This is a genomic window from Streptomyces sp. NPDC048424 (genome assembly GCF_040651555.1).
Classification (GTDB): Bacteria; Actinomycetota; Actinomycetes; order Streptomycetales; family Streptomycetaceae; genus Streptomyces.
The window spans coordinates 49,506-62,229 of record NZ_JBEZKE010000032.1 but is presented as its reverse complement, the minus strand read 5'-3'; the positions used below and the strand labels follow the sequence as shown (position 1 = coordinate 62,229).

Sequence of the window (12,724 nt, the reverse complement as noted above, 5' to 3'; positions counted from 1 at the left end):
GGCCGGTCCGCCCCGTCCCCGGACGGGGGGAGGGAGCGGACCGGGCCTCGGAGCTCAGGACTAGCTCAGCGAGCCGATGATCTCGCGGACCTTGGTGTTGATCTCGGCCGGGATCGGGGCGTAGCCGTTCTCCAGCAGGATCTTCTGGCCCGCGTCGGAGGCGGTGTAGTTCAGGAAGGACTTGACGGTCGGCAGGGTCTCCGCCTTGTTGCCCTTGTCGCAGACGACCTCGTACGTCACCAGGACGATCGGGTACGCGCCCTCGGCCTTGGTGGTGTAGTCGAGCTTAAGGGCCAGGTCGGAGCCGGTGCCGGAGATCTTGGCGGCGGCGATGGCCTTGGAGGCGTTCTCGCCGGTGGCCTTGACCGGGGCGGCGGCGCCCGTGTTCACGTCGACCGTCTTGATGTTCTGCGAGGTGGCGTAGGAGAGCTCGAAGTAGCCGATGGCGCCGTCGACGGCCTTCACCTGGGAGGCGACACCGGAGGAGCCGGAGGCACCCTGGCCACCGGGGGCCGGCCACTTCTTCGCGGCGTCGTACGTCCAGGCGTCGGGGGCGGCGGCCTTGAGGTACTTGCCGAGGTTCTCGGTGGTGCCCGAGTCCTCGGAGCGGTGGAAGGCCTGGATGGCGGTGGAGGGAAGCGTGACGCCGGGGTTCAGCTTCTTGATCGCCTCGTCGTCCCACTTCTTGATCTTGTCGTTGAAGATGTTGGCGATCGTGGCGGCGTCGAGGTTCAGCTTCTCGACACCCGCGACGTTGAAGCCGAGGGCGATCGGGCCGCCGACCATGGGCAGGTCGATGCCCTGGCCACCGGTGCAGATCTTCTTCGACTCCTCGACCTGCTCCGGCTTCAGCGCCGAGTCGGAGCCGGCGAAACCGACGGTGCCCTGGTTGAAGGCGACGATGCCCTCACCGGAGGAGGAGGACTTGTAGTTCACCTCGACGCCGGAGCAGGCGGCCATGTAGTTCTTGATCCACAGGTCGATCGCGTTCTTCTGCGCGGACGAGCCGGAGGCGAGGAGCTTGCCCTTGGCGTCGTCGCACTTGATCTCGCCGGCGGCCGCGGAGGGCTTGGCCGTGCCGTCGGCGGTCTTCGTGTTGTCGTCCGAGCCGCACGCCGTGAGGACCAGGGCGCCGGACACGACAAGCGCCCCGAGGGCGGAGGCACGAAGCATGTTCTTGCGCTGAAGCTTCACTTTCGGGTGTTCCTTCCAGAAGCCGCCGGCCGCTTTCTGTATCGGGGCGGCGTGCGAAGAGGACTACGTCGGTTGCCCGGCTGAGCTGCTCGACTTCTGGGCGGCTCGCTCCGTGCATCACCGAAATTAGGCAGAACAGGTGAAGCAGCTGACCGGCCCGAGTGAACGGACGGTGAACCGTGGCGGACGACCCGGTGCGTCTCCGTCCGTTCGCACACGGTCGTCATCATCCGTTATCCGCCCGTTATCGCGGTGTGACCGCGGGCTCCCCCAGCCACAAATGATCGAATTCGAGCCGCGCCGCCTCCACCTCGTGGCGCTGGTCGGCGTGCAGGACGCCCAGGGCGTACGCCGTCGCCGGGGCGATGCGCGGGGTGCGGGCCGCCGTCGCCGAAGCGGCCGCCGCCTCCGCCGCGTCGCGGTGGCGGTCCAGGGCCTCGCCCGCCGCCGCAGCCCGGCTCACGTCCTCGCCGAGTGCCTCCCGGGCGTACCGGTGGACCCGCAGGAGGCGGCGTACCTCGTGCCACAGACCGTCGTGGTCCGCGTTGTACGGGCTCGGCGCCGCCGGTGCGCTCCCGCCGCGTGGCGGCAGCGCCGCGACCGCCGCCGACAGTCGGGTTTCGGCCACTGCTGCCAGCGGGACCAGGACGTCCCCGACCCGCCCGCGGGCCGCGACGGAGTCCAGCGGGACCTCCGAGGCCAGCACCGCCACCGCGTCCGCGACCGCGTGGAAGCGGGAGGAGCCGAGCGCCTGGAGCGTGGCCGAGTGGGCGCGCGTACGGGCCAGGGTGAGCTGGCGCTCCAGCAGGGCGCCGGCCCGCGCCGAGCCCACCGTCAGCGCACCGGCCGTGCCGCGCGGCGCCGGCAGTTCCGGGGACCCCGACAGCCGGTGCAGGGCGTCCATCAGCCGGGTCAGCCGGGCCGCGTACGCGTGCTCGTCGGCCAGGGTCGAGGACAGCCACACCAGCTCGGTGCGCAGCCCGTCGGCCCAGGAGGACTCGGTCACCACCCGGAAGGTGGCCAGGGATCCGCTGATGCGGCGCGCGGCCCCCCGCAGGCTGCGCGCCGCGTCGCTCCCTTCGGCTGCCCCGCTCGCTGTGCCTTCATCGTGTAGACGCAGCGCGCGGAGGAAAGCGGTGGCCTGGGCGCGCAGGTACGCGCCGAGCACGGCACCCGCGTCCGTCGTCGCCGTAATCGGGTCATGGTTTGGCTGAGCCACGCCGGCGCCTCCGGGCGTCTATGAGCGTCTCCTGTACGTGCCGCAGCGGCTGGCCTTCCGCGTCCGTGCTGTGCCGGGTCCACTCGCCGTCCGGGCCCAGGTGCCAGGACGAGGTGGCGTCGGACATGCCGGTTTCGAGCATCCGGTCCAGTGCCGCGCGGTGGGCCGGGTCGGCGACCCTGACCAGTGCCTCGATACGGCGGTCGAGGTTGCGGTGCATCATGTCGGCGCTGCCGATCCACACCTCGGGCTCGCCGCCGTTGCCGAAGGCGAAGACCCGGGAGTGTTCCAGGAAGCGGCCGAGGATCGAGCGGACCCGGATGTTCTCCGAGAGCCCGGGGACTCCGGGGCGCACGGCGCAGATGCCGCGCACCCAGATGTCGACGGGCACGCCCGCCTGGGCGGCCCGGTAGAGCGAGTCGATCAGGGCCTCGTCGACGATCGAGTTCATCTTCAGGCGCACGTAGGCGGGGCGGCCGGCCAGGTGGTGGGCGGCCTCCTTGTCGATCCGCGCGATCAGCCCGTCGCGCAGCGAGCGGGGCGCCACCAGCAGCCGGCGGTAGGTCTCGCGGCGCGAGTAGCCGGACAGCCGGTTGAAGAGGTCGGAGAGGTCCGCGCCGACCTGCGGGTCTGCGGTGAGCAGGCCGAGGTCCTCGTAGAGGCGGGCCGTCTTGGGGTGGTAGTTGCCGGTGCCGACGTGCGAGTACCGGCGCAGCTGGTCGCCCTCCTGGCGGACGACGAGGGACAGCTTGCAGTGGGTCTTGAGGCCGACGAGCCCGTACACGACGTGGCAGCCGGACTCCTCCAGCTTGCGCGCCCACTTGATGTTGGCCTGCTCGTCGAAGCGGGCCTTGATCTCGACGAGGACGAGCACCTGCTTGCCGGAGTCGGCGGCGTCGATCAGGGCGTCCACGATCGGGGAGTCGCCGGAGGTGCGGTAGAGCGTCTGCTTGATCGCGAGGACGTCCGGGTCGGCGGCGGCCTGCTCCAGGAAGGCCTGCACCGAGGTGGAGAAGGAGTCGTACGGGTGGTGCAGCAGGACGTCCCGCTCGCGCAGGGCGGCGAAGATGTCGGGCGCGGACGCGGACTCGACCTCGGCGAGGTCCCGGTGGGTGCCGGCGACGAACTTCGGGTACTTCAGCTCGGGCCGGTCCAGGGAGGCGATGCCGAAGAGGGCGGTCAGGTCGAGGGGCCCGGGCAGCGGGTACACCTCGGAGGCGTTGACGTTCAGCTCCTGGACCAGGAGGTCCAGTACGCCGGGGTCGATGGACTCCTCGACCTCCAGGCGCACGGGCGGGCCGAAGCGGCGCCGCATGAGCTCCTTCTCCAGGGCCTGGAGGAGGTTCTCGGCGTCGTCCTCCTCCACTTCCAGGTCCTCGTTGCGGGTCACGCGGAACATGTGGTGCGCGAGCACCTCCATGCCGGGGAACAGCTCCTCCAGGTGCGCGGCGATGACGTCCTCCAGCGGGACGTAGCGCTGCGGGGAGGCCTCCAGGAAGCGGGAGAGGAGCGGCGGGACCTTGACCCGGGCGAAGTGGCGGTGGCCGCTGACCGGGTTGCGTACGACGACGGCCAGGTTGAGGGAGAGGCCGGAGATGTACGGGAACGGGTGCGCGGGGTCCACGGCCAGCGGGGTCAGCACCGGGAAGATCTGGTTCCGGAACAGCGTGAAGAGGCGGGCCTGCTCCTTCTCGGTGAGATCGGGCCAGCGGATGAGGTGGATGCCCTCCTCGGCCAGGGCCGGGGAGATGTCCTGCTGGAAGCAGGCGGCGTGGCGGGCCATGAGCTCGCGCGAGCGCGTCCAGATGAGGTCCAGCACCTCGCGGGGCTGCAACCCGGAGGCGGACCGGGTGGCGACACCGGTCGCGATACGCCGTTTGAGGCCGGCCACGCGGACCATGAAGAACTCGTCGAGGTTGCTCGCGAAGATCGCCAGGAAGTTCGCGCGCTCCAGCAGGGGCGTGGTGGGGTCCTCGGCGAGCTCCAGGACGCGCTCGTTGAAGGCGAGCCAGCTGCGCTCCCGGTCGAGGAAGCGGCCCGGAGGGAGCTCGTCGCCGTCCTTGTCGTCGTACGCGTCCAGGTCGGCGTCGATATCGGGCTCGAGGTCGACGTGCGGGCGGTGCGCGGAGATGGAGCCTATGCGGGCGTGGGCGCCGGTGACGGCGTTGGCCGGGCCGGACGCCTGGCCGGCGTTCTGGCCGGTCGCCTGGCCTGCGGCGGGCGTCTGAGACGGGTGCTGGGCGGGGACCTCGGTGGGGCCTGCGCTGGGCTTGTGGCTCATGACTCCATTCTTCCGCGCACGCGGGAGGACAGGCGCGTCGGAAGTGTCGGCCGTCAGTCGGAGTCGGGGCTGCATTGGGGGAGAGTCGCAAGCGCGTCTTAATGCCTGGTTAATGGCGTGTGGCTTCCCGGCTCCGCCTGGTGCACGAGTAGCCTCCCGGCGGGGTGGCGGGGGCGGGGCGTGCGCCCGCCCGTGCCGGGGGCTCAGCCGTGCCGGGTGTGCCCCGGGCCCCGCCGGGCGCCGCGCCGGGCCCCGCGCCTCAAGCTCCCCCAGCTACCGCTGGGAGGTGCCCCCAAGCGGGGCCGGATTGTGCCGGCGGGGCCCGGGACGGTCAGCTTTCCGTGCGGTACATCAGGTCCACCTCGTGGGTGGTGAAGCCGAGGCCTTCGTAGACGGCGAGGGCGGCCGGGTTGTCGGCGTCGACGTAGAGCATGGCCGTCGGCAGGCCCTGGGTCGCCAGGTGGCGCAGGCCGATCGCGGTGAGGGCCTTGCCGAGGCCGCCGCCCTGGGCGCCCGGGCGGACGCCGAGCACGTAGACCTCGCCCAGCTGCTCCGCCGCGTGGACCTTCGTCCAGTGGAAGCCGACGAGCTCCCCGTCGCGCTCCGCGAGGAAGAAGCCCTTGGCGTCGAACCACGGCTGCGCGATCCGGTCGCTCAGGTCCCGCTGGGTCAGCGAGCCCTGCTCGGGGTGGTGGGCGAAGGCGGCCGCGTTGGTGGCCAGCCAGGCCTCGTCGTCGGTGCCGGGCACGAAGGTCCGTACGGTCACGCCGGGCGGGAGCGCCGCCTCCGGCAGCGGGTCGGTGTCGGCCAGCGGCCGGCGCAGCTGGCGCAGCTCGCGGAAGAGGGTCAGGCCGAGCACCTGCGCGAGGTGCCGGGCGGCCGACTTGCCGCCGTGGGCCCACACCCGCAGCCGCTTCCCGGAGGCGGCGAGCAGGGCCGTGCCCATCGCCCGCCCGTGGCCGCGGCCGCGCAGGGCCGGGTGCACCACGAGCTCGGCGGCGGGGGCCTCCACCGGGTCGGTGTCCTCCAGTTGTCCGTATCCGGCGAGCCGGTCCCCCTCGGTGAGCAGGAAGTGCCGGATCCCCGCGCGGGGTCCGCCGCGCAGCTGGAGCCGTCCCTGCTCGGACACGGCGGTGGTGCCGTCCGTACGCGCCGCGTCCTCGATCAGGTCGAGTACGGCCCCGGCCTGTTCCTCCGTCAGCTCGTCGATGCTCTGAATCTGCCGTCCCGGCTCCACGGCCGCTGCTGCCTCAGTCATGGCACGAGCCTACGACCGCGGCGGGCGGCGGGCGGAGTGCGGGCGCGGGGTCTGTCCGTCTTCTGCGCGTAACCAACGCGATACCCGTTACCCCCTGGTAGAGCTACGCGCGTTGACCATAGGCTTCCCCGGACCTCCCAAGCAGTATCGCTGTCCACAAAGGGGACTAAATGTCAGCGACGCCACAACGGCACCGCCGAAACCGCCGGTTGACCTTCGCCGCCCTCGCCGTCACGGCCGGGGCCGGGGCCATGGTCGCCGCCGCACTGCCGGCCGGTGCCGCGAGTGGTGGCGGTACGGCCAAGAGCCGGACCGTCGACGTGCAGATGCTGTCGTTCAACGACTTCCACGGCACGCTGGAGCCCCCGCAGGGCTCGTCCGGCACCGTGACCGAACGTCAGGCCGACGGCACCACCAAGGCCATACCCGCGGGCGGGGTCGAGTACCTCGCGACCAGCCTGCGCGAGGCCCGCAAGGGCCACGAGTACTCCGTCACCGCGGCGGCCGGTGACATGATCGGCGGCAGCCCGATGCTGTCCGGTCTCTTCCACGACGAGCCGTCCATCGAGGCGCTCAACAAGCTCGACCTGGACGTCACCAGCGTCGGCAACCACGAGTTCGACGAGGGCAAGACCGAGCTGCGGCGCATGGCGTACGGCGGCTGCCACCCGGTCGAGGGCTGCTACGAGTTCGGCAAGGAGTTCACCGGCTCCCAGTTCCAGTACCTCGCCGCGAACGTCACCGACGAGAAGACCAAGCGTCCGCTGATGTCGCCCACCTTCGTGTGGAAGAAGGGCGACGTGAAGATCGGCTTCATCGGCGTCACCCTGGAGGGCACTCCGGACGTCGTGACCGCCGAGGGCGTCAAGGGCCTGAAGTTCGGCGACGAGATCGAGACGATCAACAAGTACGCCGCCGAGCTGAACAAGCAGGGCGTGAAGTCGATCGTCGCGCTCATCCACGAGGGCGGTCTGCCCGCGAACGGCGCCTACAACTACGACTGCAACGTCCCGGGCGCCGGCGCCGGCATCTCGGGCGCGATCGTGGACATCGCCAAGAACGTGGACGCGAAGGTCGACGCGCTGGTCACCGGTCACACGCACCAGGCCTACGCCTGCAACATCCCGGACCCGGCGGGCAACCCGCGCACGGTGACCTCGGCCGCCTCCATCGGCCGCCTGTTCACGGACACCACCCTCACCTACGACCGGCAGACCAAGGACATCGTCCGTACGCCGGTCACCTCGCCCAAGCCGGTCAACAAGGTCGTCACCCGGGAGCAGCCCAAGGCCCCGGACATGACCGAGCTGATCGACCGCTGGAAGACCCTCGCGGCCCCGATCGCCAACCGCCCGCAGGGCTTCATCGCGGCCGACATCCCGGGCCGCGGTTCCGAGGCTCCCGAGAAGCCGCTCGGCGACCTGATCGCCGACGCGCAGCTCGAGGCGCTGGCCCCGGCCGACAAGGGCGGCGCGCAGCTGGCCATCATGAACCCGGGCGGCATCCGCTCGGACCTCGCCTACAAGGCCTCGGGTGACGAGGGCGACGGCGTGGTGACGTACGGCGAGTCCTTCACGGTGCAGCCGTTCACCAACATGATGAACATCGTGGACCTGACCGGCGCCCAGCTGGTCACCGCGCTGCAGCAGCAGGTCAGCGGCCCGGTCAACGGTGCGAACCCGAAGATCCTTCAGGTGTCGAAGGGCTTCACGTACACCCTGGACCTGACGAAGACGGGCGTGGACCGCATCGTCGTGGACTCGGTGAAGCTGAACGGCGCGGCGATCGACCCCGCCAAGACCTACCGGGTCGCGATGAACGAGTTCCTCGCGGGCGGCGGTGACGGCTTCACCGTCCTGAAGGAGCACAAGAACAAGCTGGTGGGCGCGTCCGACCTGGACTGCTTCAACGCCTACCTGATGAACAACTCCTCGGCGGCCGCCCCGATCGCCGTGCCGGCGGCGGACCGGATCACCGTCATCAAGTAACACCGCGTGCGGTACCCCCGAAGGGGCGGCGGGCCATCGGCCCGCCGCCCCTTCGGCTTTCCCCCGCTCCGGAAGGGTCAGAGGGTCGCCAGGTAGGTGGCGACGGCCTTGTGGAAGCCCTCCGGGTCCGTGAACGGCACGAAGTGGTCGCCGTCGAGGGGGGTGTACGAGGTCTTCGGGCGCCGGGCGACCATCGCGTCGGCGGTGGCCCGGGTGAGCGCCTGGCTGCGGGTGCCGTGGATGAGCAGCGCCGGGCAGGTGCTCGCGAGCCAGGTGTCCCAGTGGTCGCCGCCGCACGCCCGGATGGAGTCGAGCATGTCCTGCGGGTGGTAGGCCAGGCGCCAGCCGCTGCCGTCCGGGAGGGGGCGCAGTCCGTCGGCGATGAAGGGGGCGGCCGGTCCGGCGGCGGCGAGGAGTTCCTCGCGGGTGGGGGCGGTGTACGGGAGGCCGTTGAGGAAGTCCCACCAGTTCGGTCCCGTGGGGATGCGGATCTCGACGGTGGCGTCCACGCCGATGAGCACGGAGATCCGGTCGGGGTGGGCGGCGGCCAGGTGGTAGGCGTTGAGCCCGCCGAGGGAGTGGCCGAGGAGCGCCACGGGGGCGTCGAGGCCCAGGTGGTCGAGGAGGGCGACGGCGTCGGAGACGTAGCCCTCGCGGCGGTAGTCGGGCGCCCGGCCGGACTCGCCGTGGCCGCGCTGGTCGGGGGCGATGACCCGCCAGCCGTCGCCGAGGGCGGCGGCGAGTCCCGTGAAGGCGAGGGCTTCGGCCATGCCCCCGTGCAGGGCGAGGAGCGGGCGGCCGGGGCCGCCGAAGTCCAGGTAGGAGAGGGTCCGGTCGTCGATCTTCAGCTCGTGGCGCATGGCTCGTGCCTCCCGTGGGCCCGTGGATCTTCCAATGGCTTCACCCTGCCAGGATTTGGGCAAGCGCGCAATACGATTGTGTAGCGCGCTTGCCCAAAAGCCTGCGCGGATACGATCCCGGCATGGGAAATCGCGAGGACCTGCTGGCCGGAGCGCGCCGCTGCCTGGAGGAGAAGGGGTACCTGCGCACGACCGTGCGCGACATCGCCTCGGCGGCGCAGGTGAGCATGGCCGCGATCGGCTACCACTTCGGATCCCGGGAGGCGCTGCTCAACCAGGCGCTCTTCGCCGCCATGGACGAATGGGCCGCCGGGTCCGGCCGGCTCACCGGGCAGGGGGACACCGCCGCGGAGCGGTACGCCGACACCTGGGACCGCAAGATCCAGGACTTCGCCGACATGCGCTGGCTCTGGACCGCCAACGTCGAGGCCTTCGTGCACGCGCAGTCCTCGCCCGAGCTGCTCGCGATCCTGGCCGAGGAGCAGCGAAAGTCCCGGCCCATGGTGGCCGCCCAGCTGCGCGGGGTGCCTCAGGAGGCGGTCGCCGAGGGGGACGTACGGGCCCTCGGGTCGGTGCACCTCGCGCTGCTGACCGGGGTGATGGTCCAGTGTCTGACCGATCCGGAGGGTGCGCCGAACGGCCGGGAGATCGTCCAGGGGCTGCGGACGATGGTGGAGTTGCTCGAAGGCTGAGGCCGGGGGGTCCACCCCTGGTCGAGGTCGGGTGCGGGCCGCAGACCGATCCCTACCGACGGGTACCTATTTTGAGGTGTCCACGCCATAATCCGTTGCCATCACCGGGTCGGCAAAGGGGCGGGCATGGGCGTGGACATCGGGCTGGGCAGCGGCGCGGGCGTGGGCAGACGGGCCTTCCTGGCCGGAGCGCTGGCCGCGGGCACGGCGCTGGGACTGGGCGCAGCGGGGACGGCTCCGGCCTCGGCCGCGGCCCTCGGCACCCAGGACTGGATGGCCGGACTCGGGGACTCCACCGCCCTGCAGCGGATGACCATCCCCGGCACCCACGACTCCGGCGCCACCAAGGGCGGCCTCTACGTCGCCTGCCAGAACACCTCGATCGCCCAGCAGCTCGACTCCGGCATCCGCTTCCTCGACGTCCGCTGCCGGGTCACGGGCGGGTCCTTCGCGATCCACCACGCGGCCTTCTTCCAGGACCTGATGTTCGGGGACGTCCTCGTGGCCTGCTGGAACTTCCTCGCGGCGCACCCCTCCGAGACCGTCCTGATGCGCCTGAAGCAGGAGTACTCCACCGACAGCGACGCCACCTTCCGCGCCGTCTTCGACGACTACCTGGACAACCGCGGCTGGCGGCCCCTGTTCCGGATCGCCGACACCCTGCCCGCCCTCGGCCAGGCCCGCGGGAAGGTCGTGCTCCTCGCCGACAACGGCGGCCTGCCCGGCCTGCGCTACGGCGACGGCAACGTCTTCGACATCCAGGACGACTACAACACCGAGCCCTTCGCGAAGCGGGGCCGCATCGAGAACCACTTCCGCAAGGCCGTCCAGCAGCCCGGCAAGCTCTTCGTGAACTACGTCAGCACCGCGGCCTACATGCCGCCGCGCTGGAACTCCGACCGCCTCAACCCGCAGGTGCACTCGTTCGTCGACGGCGGTGAACTCGCCGGCCGGACCGGGCTCGGCGTCGTCCCGATGGACTTCCCGAACACCCGCTCCGGCCTGGTCACCTCACTGATCCGGCACAACTGACGGCTCGGAGGGCGGCGGGGTCGGCGCCCCCGGGATGCGGAGCACCGCCTCCGTGCCCGGGCCGCCGTCGGCCGCCGCCCGCAGCTCGGCGCTGCCGCCCGCGCGTGCCGCCGTACGGGCCACGATCGACAGGCCCAGCCCGCTGCCGGGCAGGGCGCGGGCCGACGGGGACCGCCAGAAGCGCTCGAAGACGTGCGGCAGGTCCTCGGCCGGGATGCCCGGCCCGTGGTCCCGTACGGTCAGCTCGCCGGCCCGCAGCGTCACCTCGACCGCGCCGCCCGGCGGGCTGAACTTCACCGCGTTGTCGAGGACGTTGACCACCGCCCGCTCCAGCGCGGCCGCCTCGCCCCGTACGTACCAGGGCGCCAGGTCCGAGTCGAAGCGGAGCTCCGGACCGCGCAGCCGGGCCCGGGACAGCGCGGCCCCGGTGATCTCGTGCAGGGCGACCACCTGGAGCGGGCCGGGCGAGGCCGCGTCCGGCCGGGACAGCTCCTGGAGGTCGCCGATCAGCGAGGCCAGTTCCGTCATCTGCGCCTTGACCGAGGCCAGCAGCTCCCGCCGGTCGTCGGGCGGGATGGCCCGGCCGGTCTCCTCACTGCGGGCGAGCAGCTCGATGTTGGTGCGCAGCGAGGTCAGCGGGGTGCGCAGCTCGTGTCCGGCGTCGGCGATCAGCTGGGCCTGCCGGTCCTGGGAGGAGGCGAGGGCCGCCGTCATCGAGTTGAAGGACCGCGACAGGCGGGCGATCTCGTCGTCGCCCTCGTCGGGGATCCGTACGGTGAGGTCCTCGGTGCGGGCGATGTGCTCGACGGCGTCGGTCAGTTCGTCGACGGGCCGCAGTCCCGTACGGGCCACCCACAGGCCGGCCGCACCCGCGCCGACGACCCCGACGCCGCAGACGAACAGCAGGATCCAGGCCAGGGTGGACAGGGGCTTGTCGATGTCGGCGAGCGGCTTGGCGACGGACAGCGCGGCGGCCCGCCCGTCGAGGAGGGCGGGCTGGGTGTAGACGCGGACGCTCACCCCGTCGGAGGTGGTCGCGTCGTAGAGGGCGGCTCCGCGCCGCCGCTGGGCGACTTCGAGGTCGGTGGAGCTGACCGGCAGGGTGCCCTTGCCGTCGACCCAGCAGTGGCCGCCGTCGGGCAGCACGATCTGCACCTGGGCGCTGAGGTTGTTCGCGGGCCGCTCCGGCAGGGCGTTGCCGGAGACGCAGCCGAGCGCCCGGAACACCTGGTTGGCCTGGGCCTCCGCGTTGGTGGCGCGCAGCGAGCTGTCCAGCTGGTCGCGCAGCTGGGCACGCACCATCACCCACGACACGGCGGCCACGGCGGCGACGGCCAGGGCCACCGCCACCGTGACGAGCAGGGCCAGCCGGGAGCGCAGCGGGAGCGCGCGGAACCTGGCGGTCGGGCTCACTCCGGCCCGCTCTCGCCGGCGCGCAGGACGTAGCCCACCCCGCGCACGGTGTGGACGAGGCGGGGCTCGCCGCCCGCCTCGGTCTTGCGGCGCAGGTACATCACGTACACGTCCAGGGAATTGGAGCTGGGCTCGAAGTCGAAGCCCCAGACGGTCTTGAGGATCTGCTCGCGGGTCAGGACCTGGCGCGGGTGCGCGAGGAACATCTCCAGCAGCGTGAACTCCGTACGGGTCAGCTCCACCGGGCGCCCGCCCCGGGTGACCTCGCGGGTCGCGAGGTCCATGCGCAGGTCGCCGAAGGTCAGGGCGTCCTCGTGGCTCTCGCCGCCGGCCTGCGGGGCCGCGTAGGAGCTGCGGCGCAGCAGGGCGCGGACGCGGGCGAAGAGCTCGTCGAGCTCGAAGGGCTTGACGAGGTAGTCGTCGGCGCCCGCGTCGAGGCCGGTGACGCGGTCGCCGACGGTGTCGCGGGCGGTGAGCATCAGCACCGGCGTGACGCTGCCGGCGGCGCGCAGCCGGCGGGCCGCGGTCAGCCCGTCCATCCGGGGCATCTGGATGTCCAGGACGATCAGGTCGGGGGAGTACGAGGCCGCCCGGTCGAGGGCGTCGAGCCCGTCGACGGCGGTCTGCACGGCGTACCCCTCGAAGGCGAGGCTGCGGCGCAGGGCCTCGCGTACGGCCGGTTCGTCGTCGACGACGAGGATCCGCGCTTCGCCTTCGGCGGGATTCATGGATGGGTCTCCCAGAGGTGGTGGTCGGCCGTGGAGTCCGACGGGTGACGGCGTCTCCA

10 protein-coding genes are annotated in these 12,724 nt (G+C 71.8%); 3 read left to right on the top strand and 7 right to left on the bottom strand.

Annotation, left to right across the window (positions count from 1 at the left end; all coding sequences use genetic code 11):
* Positions 1 to 60: 60 nt before the first annotated feature.
* From pstS to mshD, 4 genes are all read right to left on the bottom strand, one after another.
* A complete protein-coding gene (gene pstS / locus AB0D29_RS31980; protein ID WP_362859015.1) occupies positions 61 to 1,194 on the bottom strand; it encodes a phosphate ABC transporter substrate-binding protein PstS in 1,134 nt (377 codons plus the stop codon).
* Between the two features lie 244 nt (positions 1,195 to 1,438).
* Entirely contained in the window at positions 1,439 to 2,413 is a 975-nt protein-coding gene (locus tag AB0D29_RS31975) for a CHAD domain-containing protein (protein WP_362859014.1), read from the bottom strand.
* Entirely contained in the window at positions 2,394 to 4,694 is a 2,301-nt protein-coding gene (locus AB0D29_RS31970) for an RNA degradosome polyphosphate kinase (protein ID WP_362859012.1), read from the bottom strand. Before AB0D29_RS31970 ends, AB0D29_RS31975 begins: the two co-directional genes overlap by 20 nt.
* Before the next feature lie 331 nt (positions 4,695 to 5,025).
* Positions 5,026 to 5,952 carry a mycothiol synthase gene (mshD, locus tag AB0D29_RS31965; RefSeq protein ID WP_362859010.1) on the bottom strand — a complete coding sequence of 309 codons (927 nt, stop codon included), beginning with the start codon at positions 5,950 to 5,952 and terminating at the stop codon, positions 5,026 to 5,028.
* A gap of 170 nt (positions 5,953 to 6,122) precedes the next feature.
* On the opposite strand from mshD, the gene AB0D29_RS31960 reads away from it, so the two are divergent.
* Positions 6,123 to 7,940 carry a bifunctional metallophosphatase/5'-nucleotidase gene (locus AB0D29_RS31960; RefSeq protein ID WP_362859008.1) on the top strand — a complete coding sequence of 606 codons (1,818 nt, stop codon included), beginning with the start codon at positions 6,123 to 6,125 and terminating at the stop codon, positions 7,938 to 7,940.
* Positions 7,941 to 8,017: 77 nt separating this feature from the next.
* Here AB0D29_RS31960 and AB0D29_RS31955 read toward each other — a convergent pair whose 3' ends face one another.
* The gene (locus AB0D29_RS31955; RefSeq protein ID WP_362859006.1) at positions 8,018 to 8,800 is read right to left on the bottom strand and encodes an alpha/beta hydrolase; all 783 of its coding nucleotides are present in this window, start codon (positions 8,798 to 8,800) and stop codon (positions 8,018 to 8,020) included.
* Positions 8,801 to 8,922: 122 nt separating this feature from the next.
* On the opposite strand from AB0D29_RS31955, the gene AB0D29_RS31950 reads away from it, so the two are divergent.
* Together AB0D29_RS31950 and AB0D29_RS31945 are read left to right on the top strand one after the other, a co-directional pair.
* A complete protein-coding gene (locus AB0D29_RS31950; RefSeq protein WP_362859004.1) occupies positions 8,923 to 9,492 on the top strand; it encodes a helix-turn-helix domain-containing protein in 570 nt (189 codons plus the stop codon).
* Positions 9,493 to 9,618: 126 nt separating this feature from the next.
* The gene (locus AB0D29_RS31945) at positions 9,619 to 10,524 is read left to right on the top strand and encodes a phosphatidylinositol-specific phospholipase C (RefSeq protein WP_362859002.1); all 906 of its coding nucleotides are present in this window, start codon (positions 9,619 to 9,621) and stop codon (positions 10,522 to 10,524) included.
* Here AB0D29_RS31945 and AB0D29_RS31940 read toward each other — a convergent pair.
* Both AB0D29_RS31940 and AB0D29_RS31935 read right to left on the bottom strand, forming a co-directional pair.
* Entirely contained in the window at positions 10,504 to 11,937 is a 1,434-nt protein-coding gene (locus AB0D29_RS31940; RefSeq protein WP_362859001.1) for a HAMP domain-containing sensor histidine kinase, read from the bottom strand. The two genes, AB0D29_RS31945 and AB0D29_RS31940, sit on opposite strands and share 21 nt — an antisense overlap.
* Positions 11,934 to 12,665, bottom strand: a complete 732-nt coding sequence (locus AB0D29_RS31935) for a response regulator transcription factor (RefSeq protein ID WP_362858999.1) — start codon at positions 12,663 to 12,665, stop codon at positions 11,934 to 11,936. The genes AB0D29_RS31940 and AB0D29_RS31935 overlap by 4 nt, the downstream gene beginning before the upstream one ends.
* Positions 12,666 to 12,724 lie beyond the last annotated feature (59 nt).

Excerpts from the sequence above, each read along its gene's own strand:
- AB0D29_RS31970 (WP_362859012.1), bottom strand. The coding sequence starts at position 4,694 with ATGAGCCACAAGCCCAGCGCAGGCCCCACCGAGGTCCCCGCCCAGCAC.
- mshD (WP_362859010.1), bottom strand. The coding sequence starts at position 5,952 with ATGACTGAGGCAGCAGCGGCCGTGGAGCCGGGACGGCAGATTCAGAGC.
- AB0D29_RS31960 (WP_362859008.1), top strand. The coding sequence starts at position 6,123 with ATGTCAGCGACGCCACAACGGCACCGCCGAAACCGCCGGTTGACCTTC.
- AB0D29_RS31955 (WP_362859006.1), bottom strand. The coding sequence starts at position 8,800 with ATGCGCCACGAGCTGAAGATCGACGACCGGACCCTCTCCTACCTGGAC.
- AB0D29_RS31950 (WP_362859004.1), top strand. The coding sequence starts at position 8,923 with ATGGGAAATCGCGAGGACCTGCTGGCCGGAGCGCGCCGCTGCCTGGAG.
- AB0D29_RS31945 (WP_362859002.1), top strand. The coding sequence starts at position 9,619 with ATGGGCGTGGACATCGGGCTGGGCAGCGGCGCGGGCGTGGGCAGACGG.
- AB0D29_RS31935 (WP_362858999.1), bottom strand. The coding sequence starts at position 12,665 with ATGAATCCCGCCGAAGGCGAAGCGCGGATCCTCGTCGTCGACGACGAA.